The organism is Hafnia sp. (assembly GCF_036648275.1).
GTDB classification, from domain to species: Bacteria; Pseudomonadota; Gammaproteobacteria; order Enterobacterales; family Enterobacteriaceae; genus Hafnia; species Hafnia alvei.
Map to the genome: position 1 here is coordinate 1 of NZ_JAVXIQ010000046.1, position 15,842 is coordinate 15,842.

Below are 15,842 nucleotides of genomic sequence, written 5' to 3' on the forward strand. Positions count from 1 at the left end.
AAGACTGGGGTTTTTTGCTATGGGGAATTTGAAAAATTTACCAAATAAATAACCGCTAACGCGGCTATTTATTATTTTATGTAGATCGAATTTACTGCTGTTCTAACCATTCTTCGATGAAATCTGCGATGTGTCCGATGTTATTAATATCTAACATAGGAAGATTGCAGTTAATGTTTCCATCGCTCGCCAGCATCACTACGTGATCGTCAACTATTCCAGCAAAAGGCTTCCCGACTGATTCACGGTACAACGCGATCTTAGGAATAGGTTCATGCTTAAAACCTTCAACCAGAATAAGGTCGCAGCGAGAAGGATCGATCTTCGAAGCCAGAAATTGTAAATCCAGTGGCTCTTCCTCTGGCGTTTCCGTCATTAACGCCCATCGTTTGTCACTTGCCACCAAGGTTTGCTCTGCACCTGCCTTACGGAGCTCGTAGCTGTCTTTTCCTGGCGTATCAATATCCATATCGTGGTGTGTATGCTTAATCAGCGCGATTCTTATTCCTTTAGTATTCAGCAGCGGAATAAGCTTTTTTAATAGTGTTGTTTTTCCTGTCCCGCTATAAGCCGCTATACCAAGCAAAGGTATGTTGTTCTTCATTTTTGTTCCTTTAGCTTCTGCTCGCATCGCAAACACTCTTCGTATGTATTGAAATTGATGAAACACTCTTCTTTAGGATACGTAATCCTTTGGGCTTCACATTGTTCTAAAAAAATCATTAATTTCCGCTCGCCTCGTTCAAGATAATTCGTCAGAGGCAAAATGAGGGAGCGGTGCAATAACGCAATCGTTGGATGTGCTCTGTTTCCATCAAATATGTATGCGGCTTTTTTATCTGCTTTATATGTCCACAGGTGATGCACGATATCTGTTGGAATAAAAGGAACATCACATGGAGCAAACACAACCCACTCATGGTGGCTTTGCTGCAAACCACTTAGCATTCCTGCTAATGGTCCGGGGTAATCGTTAAGAACGTCAGGGAATACGCTCAGCCCTGAACGTTGGTAAATTGATATATTGCGATTAGCATTGATGGACAGCCTTGTTACCTGAGGCGCCAGTGCCTCCTGCACATATTGATAAAGAGGTTTGCCATTGAGCAGAACGAGGCCTTTATCATCACCACCCATTCTAGAGGCTCTTCCTCCTGCTAGAATTACACCTTCGATGTCATACATACAGTGTCTCTCTCTGTAGCTAATAGGCTATTGTAACGCGCCTGTCCCCGACTTTCCTGTGCGTGTAATAGTTTGTAAAAAGTGAATGTTATACGTACAAGGGCTATCTTTGGTAAATTAAGACTGATAATTTGTCTGCCCATTAAGCATCAGGGAGAAATACATAATGAAATGCCATCGCGTTAATGAACTTATTGAACTGATCCATCCAGCTTGGCAACAAGAACCTGATTTAAATCTGGTTCAATTTTTGCAAAAACTAGCCAATGAAGCAGGGTTTAAAGGTAATTTAGCTGAACTGACCGACGATATTCTCATTTATCATCTTAAGATGCGTAACAGCGCCAGCACTGAAGTTATCCCTGGTCTAAAGAAAGACTACGAGGAAGACTTTAAGACCGCTATTCTGCGTGCCAGAGGCGTAATCAAAGACTAATTTCAGACAAGATAGCGTATAAACAGCGCGGTAGGTCGATTTGATAATGTTATCATCTTGGTTTATTGCGCGAGCTCTGGCCTGACTATGACTAATCCAACTTTCAGTTTTCAAACACTTACGCCAGATCTTATTCTCGATGCCATTGAGAGTACGGGGATTCGTATTGATTCCGGCTTAACCGAGCTCAATAGCTATGAGAACCGTGTCTTTCAACTGATGGATGAAGAGCGTCAGCGCTATGTTGCGAAGTTCTACCGTCCTGAAAGATGGTCAGATAGCCAAATCGGCGAGGAACATAGCTTTGCTCGTGAGCTGTCTGACAGCGAGATCCCGGTTGTTGCACCGTTGTCATTAAATGGACAAACGCTTCATCATTTTGCTGGTTACGCCTTTACCCTGTTTCCAAGCGTGGGTGGCCGTGCATATGAAATTGACAACGACGATCAGCTTGAATGGGTTGGGCGTTATATGGCGCGTATCCATCAAGTGGGTCAGCAGAAGCTCTTCAGCGAGCGGCCAACCATAGGGATGGATGAGTATCTCTATCAGCCAAGGGCTGTTTTAGAACGTACTTCATTAATACCCACAAAGCTAAAACCTGCGTTTCTTGCTGCTCTAGAGTCATTGATTTCGGAAGTTGAGCAGTATTGGACAACTGACTGGGCGCCGGTACGACTACATGGCGATTGCCATCCCGGCAATATACTGTGGCGAGATGGCCCGCTGTTTGTTGACTTAGATGACGCGCGCAATGGTCCAGCGGTCCAAGATTTATGGATGCTATTGCATGGTGAGCGCCAAGAGCAGCTGATCCAATTGGATATTTTGCTTGAAGCCTACGGCGAATTTGCTGATTTTGACTCTCAGCAGCTAAAACTAATAGAGCCGCTGCGTGCTATGCGCATGGTGCACTATTTGGCATGGGTTGCCCGCCGCTGGCAAGACCCTGCCTTTCCAAAGAGTTTTCCGTGGATGACCGATGAGAGTTTCTGGTTGAGACAAACATCTGCCTTCATGGAGCAGGTTAAGCTGTTACAAGCACCACCGTTGCAGCTAATGCCGATGTATTAAATCAAAAAACTTAAGACGATGGAGAAGTTCGCATGAAAAAGATTTGGTTGGCGTTAGTTGGGATCGCAATGGCATTTGGTGCCTCTGCGGCTCAATTTTCTGAAGGCGATCAGTATGTGAAGCTGGATAAAAGCATCACTAATGAGCCACAGGTTTTAGAGTTTTTCTCATTCTACTGCCCGCACTGCTATGAGTTCGAAGAGGTTTACCACGTTTCTGATGCAGTACGCAAAGGCCTGCCAGAAGGCGTGAAAATCACCAAGTATCACGTCGAATTCTTAGGCCCATTGGGCAAGCAGTTAACTCAAGCATGGGCTGTTGCAATGGCTCTGGGTGTTGAAGATAAAATCACTCAGCCAATGTTTGAAGCTGTGCAGAAAACTCAAAGCGTACAGAGCCCTGAAGATATCCGTAACGTCTTCATTAAAGCGGGCGTGAGCGCCGCAGACTATGATGGCGCGTTGAATAGCTTCGTGGTGAAATCTTTAGTTGTACAGCAAGAGAAAGCAGCTGAAGATCTGCAACTGCGCGGCGTCCCTGCTATCTTCGTTAATGGCAAATATATGGTCAAAAACGATGGTCTGGATACCAGCTCCATGGATTCCTACGTCCAGCAGTTCTCTCACGTTGTAAACTTCCTGCTGAAGCAGAAATAATCATACGTCTGTCTCAGTAATAAAAAACCGGGCTATTGCCTGGTTTTTTACTTATGTGGTTCTGCGTACACCTTTTTAAGGTGATCGATAAGCCGATCTTTTTGCTGCCAGAGATTGTTTAACCAGAGCTGAAAGTGTCGTTTAAAGACCTTATCGTTGAAATAATCGCCGTGCATTTCCGCTGTGATGGGTAATGTTTCTACTCGGACGACAATTTTCTTCATTCTGCCGCAGAGTAAGTCTAAAAACGGGCTGTGATTATTGTCTGGGTAGACCAACGTTATATTCAATACGCGATCAAACTGATTACCCAACGCGCTTAGCGTGAATGCGATGCCTGCTGCTTTGGGGGGAAGCAAATTTCGATAAGGAGAGTGCGTTCTTACTCGCTTCTCTTCAGTGCTTCGCGATCCTTCGACAAAATTAACAATGGTGGTCGGGCGCAGGCGAAATTTTTCGCAGGAACGGCGTGTGGTTTCAATGTCTTTGCCGCGCAATTCGGGATGCTTAAGTAAATAGCTGCGTGAATAGCGTTTCATAAACGGCATATCCAGAGCCCAGCAAGCAAAGCCAACGAAAGGAACCCAAGCAAGCTGTTGCTTCAAAAAGTACTTATTCATTGGAATGTGATTCCGCAATAATACGCAGAGCACGACGATATCAGTCCAGCTTTTATGATTACTGATGACCAAATACCAATTGTCTTTGCTCAGATCTTCTAAGCCATCTATCTCCCACTTTAATCCAACGTTAAGCCTCATCAGCATCGATAAGCCTTGGCACCAGCACCACATCATGAAATCAGCGAAGCTTGAGATATATCGCCAAATAAAAGGGATGGGGAGTAGTAGCTTTATGATGCCTGCGATCGTAATCGGTATAGAACATAAAACTGTCACGAGGATGGTCAACGCCGTGGTTAACACAAATAGGATGGGTGATAGAACCAAGGCAATCAACGTAGGCATTAGCTTATTCGTGTAATAGCATTTGAGGAATCAAAGCGCGATTTTACCAGAAGGCTTATTGAACAACAGCATTTCGCCAGATATATGAAAGATAAATTCAAAAGCATTAGCATAGTTGATTATTTAGACTAATCTGTATGAGGCATTATCAGTAATATGAAAATAACAGTGACTAATTGAAATATTATCCACATCGTGAGGGGCTGGCTATTTTATGTTCTAGCAGGGATCTTTACGTGTAAGTTATTTAAAATACTAATGAAATTGTGAATAAAAGCTGTGTAAGAACACCTATTATTAAAACCATGATCTTTTGTTCACAAACTTATCCACAATTTGATCATTCAGATCTGAATACTTGATCGCATTACTCATCAAATCTCCCGCTAAAATTCGTCTCTTGCCCCGAGGTATGGCATCCTTACCTCTAAGTCCACCATCACGATAAAGACATACTATGGCCGAAATCCCTGAAAACCCCCTGATCCTAGTTGATGGATCCTCATACCTGTACCGTGCATACCATGCTTTTCCTCCGTTAACGAACCGTGCGGGAGAGCCTACAGGGGCAATGTATGGCGTGTTGAATATGCTGCGCAGCCTGATGCTGCAATATCAGCCAAGTCACGTCGCTGTGGTATTCGACGCCAAAGGAAAGACTTTCCGTGATGAGCTGTTTGCTGAGTACAAATCACATCGTCCACCCATGCCAGATGACTTGCGTGAGCAAATAGAGCCGCTGCATAAAATGGTTCAGGCCGTTGGTTTGCCTCTTCTGGCCGTTTCTGGCGTCGAGGCTGATGATGTTATTGGTACGTTGGCGCAGGCTGCCGAAAAGGCAGGACGCCATGTATTGATCAGCACCGGTGATAAAGATATGGCGCAGCTTGTGACGCCAAGTATCACGTTGATCAACACGATGAATAACACCATTTTGGGGCCACAGGAAGTTTGTGAAAAATATGGTGTGCCGCCGGAGTTAATCATCGATTTCCTCGCCCTGATGGGGGATTCCTCGGATAACATTCCAGGTGTCCCTGGCGTTGGCGAAAAAACGGCTCAGGCGCTGTTACAAGGTATTGGTAGCTTAAAACAGATCTATAGCGATTTGGATAAAGTGGCGACGCTGAGTTTCCGCGGTGCCAAAACGATGGGCGCTAAGCTGGAGCTGAATAAAGATAAGGCCGATCTTTCATACCTGCTGGCGACGATTAAAACTGACGTTGAGTTGGATATTACCTGCGACGATCTCCAGCTCAAGCCGATGGATACTGAACAACTGCACGAATTATTTAGCCGCTATGAGTTTAAGCGCTGGCTAGAAGACGCTGAAGCGGGTTCTTGGCTCAGCGGTGAAAAGAAAGCACCAACGGCTCGTAAATCCGCAAAAGCTGACAGTGAGCCGCTAGAGGCCGCTGTAGTGGAAGAGGCTACGTCGGTTTTATCACAGGAAAATTACCAAACTATTCTGGATGAGCCAGCCCTGGATAATTTGATCGCCAGCTTAAAAGCCGCGAAGGTCTTCGCCTTCGATACGGAAACTGACTCTCTGGATGTCTTAACGACCAATCTGGTTGGTCTGTCATTTGCGACAGCGCCGGGCGTCGCGGCTTATATTCCAGTGGGCCATGACTATCTCGATGCGCCAGATCAGCTGAGCCGTGATGCCGTCTTGGCGAAGTTAAAACCCCTGTTGGAAGATGACAATCTTCAGAAAGTTGGGCAGAACCTAAAATACGATCAAGGCGTCATGGCGCGTTATGGCATTGAGCTAAAAGGCATTGCGTTCGACACGATGCTGGAATCGTATGATCTCGACAGCGTTGCCGGCCGCCATGATATGGATAGCTTGGCTGAGCGCCACTTGAATCATAAAACCATTACTTTTGAAGAAATTGCGGGTAAGGGCAAATCTCAGCTGACCTTTAACCAAATTGCACTTGAGCAGGCTGCGCCTTATGCGGCAGAAGATGCCGATGTGACTTTACAGCTGCATCTCAAACTTTGGCCACAGCTAGAAAAAGAAGCGGGTTTGAAGAAAGTTTTCACCGATATCGATATGCCTTTGGTTCCGGTGCTTTCGCGTATGGAGCGAACAGGCGTACTGATAGATAGCCATATTCTGGGCAAACATTCTCAGGAGCTGGCTATCCGTTTGGATGAGCTGGAGAAGAAGGCACATGAGTCTGCGGGAGAACCCTTCAACCTCTCCTCGCCAAAACAGCTACAGGCAATTTTATTCGAAAAGCAGAAGCTGCCTGTAGTGAAAAAAACGCCGGGTGGCGCACCTTCAACAAATGAAGAAGTGCTGGCTGAATTAGCGGAGCAAGGTTTTGAACTGCCAACCATTATTTTGGAACACCGCGGGTTAGCGAAGTTAAAAAGTACGTATACGGATAAGCTTCCGCAGATGATCAATGGCGCGACTGGTCGAGTCCATACGTCTTATCATCAAGCGGTTACCGCAACCGGACGGCTTTCTTCTAGCGATCCTAACCTGCAGAATATCCCAGTACGTAATGATGAAGGACGCCGGATCCGTCAGGCTTTCATTGCGCCACAAGGCTATAAAATTGTTGCGGCCGACTACTCTCAGATTGAATTACGCATCATGGCGCACTTGTCGGGTGACAAGGGCTTACTTATTGCGTTTGCCGCTGGTAAAGATATTCACCGTGCTACGGCGGCAGAAGTCTTTGGCTTAGCGCTTGAAGATGTCACCAGTGAACAGCGACGCAGTGCTAAAGCGATCAACTTTGGACTGATTTATGGCATGAGCGCCTTTGGTTTGGCTCGTCAGTTGAATATTGCTCGTGGCGAAGCGCAGCGCTATATGGACCTCTATTTTGAGCGTTACCCTGGCGTGCTGGAATATATGGAACGTACACGGCAGCAGGCGGCAGAGCAGGGATATGTAGAGACGCTAGATGGCCGTCGCCTCTATCTGCCTGAAATTCATTCCCGTAACGGTATGCGCCGTAAGGCGGCAGAACGCGCCGCGATCAACGCTCCAATGCAAGGAACCGCGGCTGATATTATCAAGCGTGCGATGATCGCCGTTGATGCATGGTTATTGGAACAGAAAGAACCTTTAGTTCGCATGATTATGCAGGTGCACGATGAATTGGTCTTTGAAGTTCATGAGTCCATCATCGATCAAACTGTTGAGAAAGTTCGTGAACTCATGGAGAAAAGCCTTGAGTTGGCGGTTCCGTTAAAAGTTGATGTGGGTACCGGTGAAAACTGGGATCAAGCTCACTAAATGATGAATAATTAATCTATTTATGTAATTTAACTACATAAAATCGCGTTCATTACGCCGTTTATGCTGCTTAATTGAACGCATTTTTGTAAGTAAGCTACAAAAAGGGTTTTCCCTCGTCTGAAAATGTTGTAGAGTTACAGACGTAGGGTACAGAGGTAAGATGTTCTATCTTTCAGACCTTTTACTTCACGTAATCGGATTTGGCTGAATATTAGCCGCCCCAGTCTTTTATGACTGGGGCGTTTTTTTTTGTCCAAACCAAAAAAAGGCCGCCTAAGCGACCTTGTTTAATAACTTGTTCAATAAGATATTAGGCAGTTATTCCCCGCCTTCTTCCTCATCTTCTTCAGACAGTGTTTCAGGCTCAATCTCGCTGAACCACGTATTCAGTTTTTCACTCAGCTTATCGACGCCAAACTTCTTCAGTGAAGAAAACGCTTCAACCTGAATATCGCCCATAAACGGCAAAATAGCCTCACGCACCATATTTAGCTGAGCCTTGCGCGCACCGGATGCCAACTTATCGGCTTTGGTGAGCAGCAGCATAACTGGCAGGTTAACGTCTACGGCCCATTGGATCATTTGCTGATCGAGATCTTTCAGTGGGTGACGGATATCCATCAATACCACTAAGCCCTTCAGACAGTTACGTTTTTGCAGGTATTCACCTAACGCTTTCTGCCATTTGCGTTTCATCTCTTCCGGCACTTCTGCATAGCCATAACCCGGTAAGTCAACGAGGCGAATACCGTCGGTAACTTCAAACAGGTTAATCAGCTGAGTACGGCCTGGCGTTTTACTCGTACGTGCTAAGCCTTTTTGGTTGGTCAGCGTATTAAGTGCGCTGGATTTACCTGCGTTAGAGCGACCAGCAAAGGCGACTTCAATTCCGGTATCGGCCGGCAGTGCGCGAATATCAGGGGCGCTGGTGACGAAGTGTGTCACATGATAGTTATAAGTTTTACGGTTCAAAACGTTCGTCTCCATTAAAGCATGGGGGTATCTGGTGGGGATTATAACTGCATCAGCCGCAAAGAGCGCATAAAACCGCTGTTTATCTGCTGTAAGCTCACGGCTTACAGCCGTGTAAGACATTGACCATTCATTTTTCGGGCAATCACGTTTTCAGCTATAAGCCTGAATTTATTAAAGTAATAGATTCATATAATTACAAAACAACGTGATAAAGATCACATGAGAGCGGGCCTGATAACCCATTGAGAAAGTAAGCCAATACTTTAAAGTATCTTTCAACGCCAAGGATAACGGCACGGAAAACTTCGTCAGGAAGACGAATCTCAGGGAACGCAAGAATGCGTAACGAGGGAAAGGATTCACGCTAAAGGATTAGCGAAGATATACAGGATGTATATCGTAAAGGAAGACATGAACTCAGGATGAGTTTAGCGCTGGGATTGGCGCAACAAGGACAAGAACCTCAGGAAGAGGATGCTAGGAGCAAAACGGCAAAGGGAAAAACCGGGACGTTGACTGCATTCAAGGATTGAATTGCGTGAATATCCTTCATTTGAAGGCTAGAATTAAGGCGACAGTTTAGGCTGTCGCCTTTTTTCTTTGTGTGCTTTCTGGTAGGGTGTGCGCATTGTCCGCCCCCTCAGCCTAAACGCCTGTTTTACGGGTGTCGGAGACTGGCGTATCAGGAATTAACCTGAGCTCGCTAATATTTCTCTACTCGATTTATCTCTCTGTGAGTACACGCTAATGAGTCCTGCCAATAAAACGCCGAAAGCTAAAACTTCAGCGCCAAAACAAAAACGAAAAACCCGTGTTGAGCTCGATCTGGAAGCTCGTGCCCGTAAGCGCCAGAAAAAGCACCGCGGTAACAAATCGGGTGGCCGTGCCAACCCAGAAGCTGCCAACAAAAAAACCGGTGATGCAGCCAAAGTTGTAGATCCGCGTATCGGCAGTAAAGTGCCTGTATCGCTGGTGGCAACAGAAGTGAAGAAGCCAAAAGCAAAAGCGCCTAAACCGGAAGCGAAAAAACGACTGACGCCAGAAGAAGAGCTGACTCAGTTGGAAAACGATCCGCGTCTGGATGAGCTGCTGATCCGCCTTGACGATGGTGAAGATCTCAACCAAGAAGAGCAAAGCTACGTCGACAATATGTTGGATCGTATTGATGCGCTGATGGAAGAGTTAGGCATCGAGTTGGGCGACGAAGATGACGAAGTCGACGAAGAAGAGCCAAAAGAAGACATCGTTAAATTGCTCAAACGCGGTAACCCGAAAGACGTATTTTAATCGTCAATGGGGCTAATCCTAACAATAGCCTTACTGCTTACGTGTTATCTGCTGTGGTTATTAGGTAAACTATGGTGGCTGTCGCGGCGTAAACAACGCTGGCGGCAAGCTGCCATGACCCGCCAGTTTTCACGGCTTCCTCGTCACCGGTCTGGCAGACGAAATCATCGGAAGGAGTAAGCATGTCGGAACAGGCAATTGTCTGGGATCTGGCCCTGATTCAAAAATATAACTATTCTGGGCCGCGTTACACCTCATATCCTACTGCATTAGAATTCAGCGAAAGCTTCACCGAGACTGAGTTTGCGAATGCGGTAGCTCGTTACCCTGAACGTGCGCTTTCGCTTTACGTTCATATCCCGTTTTGCCACAAGCTGTGTTACTTCTGCGGCTGCAATAAGATCGTCACCCGCCAAACACATAAAGCGGATGAATATCTTGATAAGCTGGCATTCGAAATTCGCCAACGTGCACCGATGTTTGTGGGGCGAAAAGTCTCCCAATTACATTGGGGCGGTGGTACGCCAACGTATCTAGATAAAAACCAGATTTCCCGCTTAATGCATATGCTGCGCGATGCTTTTGATTTTCTGCCGGATGCAGAAATTTCAATTGAGGTCGACCCGCGTGAAATTGAGCTGGATGTGCTCGACCACCTGCGCCAAGAAGGCTTCAACCGCCTGAGTATGGGCGTGCAGGACTTCAACAAAGAAGTTCAGAAGCTGGTGAATCGTGAGCAAGACGAACAGTTTATCTTCGATTTGATTAACCGAGCTAAAGCGATCGGTTTTACCTCAACGAATATCGATCTTATCTACGGCTTACCAAAGCAAACGCCAGAGAGCTTTAGCTATACGCTGCAAAAAGTCGCTGAGCTCAATCCTGACCGTTTGAGCGTATTCAACTATGCGCATATGCCGAAGCTATTTGCCGCGCAGCGTAAAATTAAAGACGAAGACCTGCCATCGGCAGACAGCAAGCTGTCTATTCTGCAAGAAACTATCGCGATGCTAACGGGTTCTGGCTATCAGTTTATTGGTATGGACCACTTTGCTCATGCTAATGATGAATTGGCAGTGGCTCAGCGTGAAGGCAAATTGCACCGCAACTTCCAAGGCTATACCACGCAGGGCGATAGCGATCTGCTAGGGCTAGGCGTTTCCGCGATAAGCATGATCGGGGATAGCTATGCGCAGAATCGCAAAGTGCTGAAAGAGTATTATGCTGACGTGCAAGACCATGGCCATGCGCTTTGGCGTGGGCTTTCCATGACTGAAGATGACTGTTTGCGCCGTGATGTGATTAAAAATCTCATCTGCAACTTCCGTCTAGGCTATTCCCAAGTTGAGAGCCAATACGCGATTGTTTTTGCCGATTATTTCGCGGATGACTTAAAACTGCTGGCACCTTTGGTCGACGATGGGCTGGTGGAAATCACGCCAACCAGCATCGAGGTAACTCCGCGCGGTCGTTTGCTGATCCGTAATATTTGCATGTGCTTTGATATTTATCTGCGCAAGCAGGCGAGAATGCAGCAGTTTTCGCGGGTAATCTAAAAGATGTATGTCTTGGTAGGAAGAGCCGATGTGGCTGGACCTACCAAGACCTGAAGTGAAGAACGACGCAATTACTTCAACAAATGTGCATTCACACTGTTTTCCGTTACTTCCCCCGTTAATGCCGTGATCAGGTTATCCACCGCGCAGGCCGCCATGTTATAGCGGGTTTCCTCCGTTGCTGAGCCGATGTGAGGCAATGCAACAACGTTAGGCAATTGCAGTAACTCTGAATCAGCAGGCAATGGCTCCACTTCGAACACATCTAATCCCGCAGCGCGAATCGTACCGTCTTTTAATGCTTCAATTAATGCAGCCTGATCGACAATTTTTCCGCGTGCCCCGTTGATCAAAATAGCGCTGGATTTCATTTTAGCTAAACGTTCGGCGTTGATGAGCTTATGCGTTTGCTCGCTATAAGGCAGCGTAATACAGACGAAGTCAGACTGAGTGAGCAATTCATCCAGTTCGCAGCGACGAGCGTTAAACTCCTTTTCCACCTGCGTATTGGGGCGATCGTTCCAGTACAAAACATTCATGCCAAAACCCGCGTGGGCTCGACGCGCCAGCGCTGCACCGATACGCCCCATGCCCAAAATACCTATCGTTTTATGGTGAACGTCGACGCCATAGCTATCGCTGCCGATGCTGCGCGTCCATTTTCCTGCTTTCACCATTTCTGCCATTTCCAAAGCGCGGCGTGCGGTCATCAGAATCAGCGTAAACACGGTATCGGCCGTGGTTTCGGTGAGTACCGTTGGCGTGTGCATCAACACAATTTTGCGCTGTGTCAGATCGGCTACGTCGAACTGATCGTAGCCAACTGAAATGGTTGAAATTGCTTTTAGCTTGGGCGCATGGTCTAGCAACTCAGCACGCACCGGTACGCTTGCGCCAATCATGCCATCGGCATTTTTTAGCGCGGCTAGAACTTCTGCACGGTTAGTCTCATTGATTCCATCAAAGAATCGGACATCAAAATTGTCTTCTAATCGTTGTAGCAAATCAGAGGGTATTTTTTTATACATAACAATGGATTGCTTCATAAAACTATTTCCCCTGAGCAACGGCTGAGGCTGGTTTAACGGTAGCTTTTTTTTGCATATCTGATGGCTTAACGATGAGCGTTAATCCAACGGCGACCAGTAGCGCACCCGCCATAAATACGTAGGACGCGGCTGGAGAGCCGGTAGAACCATTCAGATAACCGACAAACCAAGAGCCAAAGAAAGAACCCAACGCGCCCATGCTGTTAATTAAGGCCATCGCCCCACCGGAAACGTTGCGTGGCAGCATTTCAGGAATAATGGCGAAGAATGGGCCATAAGGTGCATACATCGCTGCGCCTGCGATAACCAACAGCGCGTAAGACCACCAGAAGTGATTAGCGCCGACGAGATAAGAACCGATAAAGGCCAGTGCGCCGATCAACAGCAACGGCCAGACGAACAGTTTACGGTTTTGCATTTTGTCGGATGCCCAAGACACCACGATCATCGCAATGGTTGCGGCCAAATAAGGTACTGCCGAGAGCCATCCAGCTTCCACCATTCCCATATCAGAACCGTGACGCAGAATCGAAGGCAGCCACAGTACAAAGCCATACACGCCGATGCTCCATGCAAAATACTGAGCACACAGGATGATGACATTACGCGAACGGAAAGCCTCGCTGTAGTTACGCACAGCCTTAATGCCTTGCTGCTCTTCAAGCAGTTTGGCTTGAAGTGCGGCTTTTTCAGACTCGCTTAACCAGCCAACCTGCTCAGGTTTATCCTTAACCAGCACCCACCAACAGAAAGCCCAAATAACCGCAGGGAAGCCTTCGATGATGAACATTTCGCGCCAGCCATAAGCATGAATCAAATAGCCAGAAACCACAGACATCCATAGAACGGTGACCGGATTACCTAAAATTAAAAAGGTATTGGCTCTGGAACGCTCAGCCTTGGTAAACCAGTTACTGATGTAGATAAGCATGGCGGGCATAACTGCTGCTTCAACGACCCCAAGAGCGAATCGAATAGCCGCCAGCGCAGGAATATTGCTGACCAAGCCGGTTAGCGTGGCACACATGCCCCACAGGATCAGGCACCAAAATACCAGCTTACGTACGCTACGGCGTTCGGCGTAAATGGCTCCAGGGATCTGGAAGAAAAAATAGCCGAGGAAGAATAGGGCTCCCAGTAGAGAGGCCATTCCTTTGGTGATGCCAAGATCTTCATTAATCCCAGCAGCGGAGGCAAAGCTGAAGTTCGCGCGATCAAGATAAGCCATGCTGTAGGTGATAAAAATCACCGGCATGATGTACCACCAGCGCTTCGGGGCAATCGTTGATTTGCTCATGGTTATAATCCTTCAGTGTGGTTCAGATACATCCTTGGGATGTAGGGCCCAGAGGTGGATGTGTTATTTATTATTCGCCGAGTTCAGCACGGGTTGGTAAGCCCTCGCTGTCCCCAATCGCCTGCACCGCTAGCGCACCAATTTTGTTACCGCGCATAACGGCATCCGGTAGCGCTTTTCCTTCGAGTAATGCACTGATAACACCGACGGCAAAACCATCACCCGCGCCAACGGTATCAATTACATTTTCAACGCGCACGGCTGCAACATGTTGCTGGTGGCCGTCTGCGGTTTTAAACCAAGCGCCATCTGGCCCGAGCTTGATGATGACGGCTTTTACGCCGCGGCTAAGGTAGAAATCAGCAATCTCTTCCGGTGTTTGTTTGCCCGTGAGGATTTGCCCCTCTTTCAGACCCGGTAATACCCAATCGGCCTGGAAAGCTAAAGCATTCAGCTTTTCACACATCACCTGCTGACTTGACCATAGGACTGGACGCAAATTAGGGTCGAAAGAGATGGTTTTGCCCATCGCGCGCATTTCTTGCGCCGCGTGGTTGGCGAGAGCCAAAGAATCAGTGGAAAGCGCCGCCGCAACGCCGCTCAAGTGAAGGTGGCGAGCCTGTGAGAAATAGGCCCGATCGAAATCATGAACAGAAAGATGGCTGGCAGCCGAGCCTTTGCGGAAGTATTCCACTTTGGGATCGGTTCCATTTTCTGCTTTAGATTTCAGCTGAAAACCGGTTGGGAAGCGCTCATCAACGGTAACGCACTGATGATTTATTCCCTCTTGCTGTAGCGTAGCGAGCGTAAAACGGCCAAAAGAGTCGTTTCCTACACGGCTAACCCAGCCCACGTTCATTCCGAGGCGTGATAAACCAATAGATACGTTCAGCTCAGCGCCAGCGATACGTTTGGTAAACTGCATAGCCTGATCCAGTTCACCGGTTTCATTGGCGACAAACATAGTCATTGCCTCGCCATAGGTGATCACGTCTAGCGGTGAAGTTTTCATATTAGTCTGCTCTCAATAAATTAACGTAGTGGCGGGTTACTGAGGTTAAGTCATCGCCTTCTAATGGGAATTCAATGCCGCGCATTGCCTGATGGGGAAGCTCAGCCAGTAATGGTTTCCAGCGGCCATCACTATTATCTAATTCCACCGCGCACCAGCCTTGAGGCCGTTTTTCCGCGGCTTTTACATGTACGTAATGCACCATGTGCGCCAGTTTTTGCGCTGCAATATGCGCGTCTTCGCCGACCCAGTCCCAGTTCGCCATATCAAAGGTCATGCGTATTGGGGAATGACAATCTTGTACCGCGGCAAAGAATGCGTTTAACGGTGATAAAATTCCGCAGTCCGGTGTTTGATCGTTTTCAACGACGAGTTGCACAGGGTATTTGCTGAGCAAAGCGTTTAATTCAGTGATGTCATAGCCTGGCTGATAATGCCCCAGAGAGAATTTCACCGTGCGAGCGTTCAGCTCGGCGGCTTCTTGTAAACGCTTTTCGAGCTGTGGATTCAGTGAACCATCGAGGGCAAATAATCCCTCCGGGACTGAATACACGGCAAACAGCTGGTGGTCAGCAATTTGACGGGCTAAATGACCTAAGGTGTTCAGCTCTGAGTCGGATAATAGCTCACGACGAATTTCAACGCCGTTGGCACCTGACTCAGCGATAATCGGCAGTAAGTTAGCCTGCCCGCCGAGTTTTTTAACGTTGTCCCATCCATAAGCGGCGGTCACAACGACGATATCTCTTTTCATATTCACTCCAATGATGGTCACTTCATCATCAATTCAATAACGCCAAGATATTTGGAACCGGTTCCATAAAAAAGCGAAATAATGAGGATGTATGACTGTTGTCACAGATTGGTTTGGGATGAATTCAGAAGTGTGATCGGGGTGGGATTGTCATTGCAAAATGTAAGCTTAATTCAGTGCATGAATGCCTGATTATGGAGTATGCGCTTGCGGTGTAAGGTTTCGACCGCCTATCAGCACCGGTATTCACATACAACCTCAATCGAAGGCGTTCGAGTCGGGTGCGCCAGCGCGCGCACCCAACACCCGCGCGCTTTTATCCGAGACG

At 47.3% G+C, this 15,842-nt stretch carries 15 protein-coding genes; 7 read left to right on the forward strand and 8 right to left on the reverse strand.

The features are described 5' to 3' along the window. Positions 1-91: 91 nt before the first annotated feature. Both mobB and mobA read right to left on the reverse strand, forming a co-directional pair. Entirely contained in the window at positions 92-604 is a 513-nt protein-coding gene (mobB, locus tag RSC70_RS20175; RefSeq protein WP_063586135.1) for a molybdopterin-guanine dinucleotide biosynthesis protein MobB, read from the reverse strand. Further along, positions 601-1,185 carry a molybdenum cofactor guanylyltransferase MobA gene (gene mobA, locus RSC70_RS20180; RefSeq protein ID WP_234618970.1) on the reverse strand — a complete coding sequence of 195 codons (585 nt, stop codon included), beginning with the start codon at positions 1,183-1,185 and terminating at the stop codon, positions 601-603. Before mobA ends, mobB begins: the two co-directional genes overlap by 4 nt. A 166-nt stretch (positions 1,186-1,351) precedes the next feature. Between mobA and RSC70_RS20185 the strand changes: the two genes are divergently transcribed. The 3 genes from RSC70_RS20185 to dsbA all read left to right on the forward strand — a co-directional run bounded on the left by RSC70_RS20185 (position 1,352) and on the right by dsbA (position 3,351). After that, positions 1,352-1,621: a YihD family protein gene (locus RSC70_RS20185; protein ID WP_040044563.1), complete on the forward strand. Its 270-nt coding sequence runs from the start codon at positions 1,352-1,354 to the stop codon at positions 1,619-1,621. 87 nt (positions 1,622-1,708) lie between these two features. Further along, positions 1,709-2,695, forward strand: coding sequence for a serine/threonine protein kinase (locus RSC70_RS20190; protein ID WP_332543410.1), 987 nt, complete (start codon positions 1,709-1,711; stop codon positions 2,693-2,695). A 32-nt stretch (positions 2,696-2,727) separates the two neighbouring features. Beyond that, on the forward strand, positions 2,728-3,351 hold the full coding sequence (gene dsbA, locus RSC70_RS20195; protein WP_332543412.1) for a thiol:disulfide interchange protein DsbA: 624 nt from the start codon (positions 2,728-2,730) through the stop codon (positions 3,349-3,351). Positions 3,352-3,398: 47 nt separating this feature from the next. On the opposite strand, the gene RSC70_RS20200 is transcribed toward dsbA, so the two are convergent. Continuing rightward, the gene (locus RSC70_RS20200) at positions 3,399-4,319 is read right to left on the reverse strand and encodes an acyltransferase (protein WP_130970970.1); all 921 of its coding nucleotides are present in this window, start codon (positions 4,317-4,319) and stop codon (positions 3,399-3,401) included. 457 nt (positions 4,320-4,776) lie between these two features. Here RSC70_RS20200 and polA point away from each other — a divergent pair, with 457 nt between their 5' ends. Both polA and RSC70_RS21080 read left to right on the forward strand, forming a co-directional pair. Beyond that, the gene (polA, locus tag RSC70_RS20205; RefSeq protein ID WP_332543415.1) at positions 4,777-7,581 is read left to right on the forward strand and encodes a DNA polymerase I; all 2,805 of its coding nucleotides are present in this window, start codon (positions 4,777-4,779) and stop codon (positions 7,579-7,581) included. Positions 7,582-7,744: 163 nt separating this feature from the next. Continuing rightward, positions 7,745-7,792 carry a spot 42 RNA, inhibition of DNA synthesis gene (locus RSC70_RS21080; RefSeq protein WP_071892919.1) on the forward strand — a complete coding sequence of 16 codons (48 nt, stop codon included), beginning with the start codon at positions 7,745-7,747 and terminating at the stop codon, positions 7,790-7,792. A gap of 110 nt (positions 7,793-7,902) precedes the next feature. Here RSC70_RS21080 and yihA read toward each other — a convergent pair whose 3' ends face one another. Beyond that, complete coding sequence (gene yihA / locus RSC70_RS20210; protein WP_025799755.1) at positions 7,903-8,556, reverse strand: ribosome biogenesis GTP-binding protein YihA/YsxC; 654 nt, start codon at positions 8,554-8,556, stop codon at positions 7,903-7,905. Between the two features lie 750 nt (positions 8,557-9,306). Here yihA and yihI point away from each other — a divergent pair. Together yihI and hemN are read left to right on the forward strand one after the other, a co-directional pair. After that, complete coding sequence (gene yihI, locus RSC70_RS20215; protein ID WP_025799753.1) at positions 9,307-9,846, forward strand: Der GTPase-activating protein YihI; 540 nt, start codon at positions 9,307-9,309, stop codon at positions 9,844-9,846. A 182-nt stretch (positions 9,847-10,028) separates the two neighbouring features. Next, positions 10,029-11,402: an oxygen-independent coproporphyrinogen III oxidase gene (gene hemN, locus RSC70_RS20220; protein ID WP_304188344.1), complete on the forward strand. Its 1,374-nt coding sequence runs from the start codon at positions 10,029-10,031 to the stop codon at positions 11,400-11,402. A 71-nt stretch (positions 11,403-11,473) separates the two neighbouring features. Here the strand turns inward: hemN and ghrB are convergent, their stop codons facing one another. The 4 genes from ghrB to RSC70_RS20240 all read right to left on the reverse strand — a co-directional run bounded on the left by ghrB (position 11,474) and on the right by RSC70_RS20240 (position 15,514). Beyond that, a complete protein-coding gene (gene ghrB / locus RSC70_RS20225) occupies positions 11,474-12,448 on the reverse strand; it encodes a glyoxylate/hydroxypyruvate reductase GhrB (protein WP_304188341.1) in 975 nt (324 codons plus the stop codon). Between the two features lie 4 nt (positions 12,449-12,452). Next, on the reverse strand, positions 12,453-13,748 hold the full coding sequence (locus RSC70_RS20230; RefSeq protein WP_040044556.1) for an MFS transporter: 1,296 nt from the start codon (positions 13,746-13,748) through the stop codon (positions 12,453-12,455). Between the two features lie 70 nt (positions 13,749-13,818). Next, a complete protein-coding gene (locus RSC70_RS20235) occupies positions 13,819-14,760 on the reverse strand; it encodes a sugar kinase (protein WP_332543420.1) in 942 nt (313 codons plus the stop codon). Position 14,761: 1 nt separating this feature from the next. After that, positions 14,762-15,514 (reverse strand): sugar phosphate isomerase/epimerase family protein, encoded by a 753-nt coding sequence (locus tag RSC70_RS20240; protein ID WP_332543421.1) that lies wholly within the window; start codon positions 15,512-15,514, stop codon positions 14,762-14,764. Between the last annotated feature and the right edge of the window lie 328 nt (positions 15,515-15,842).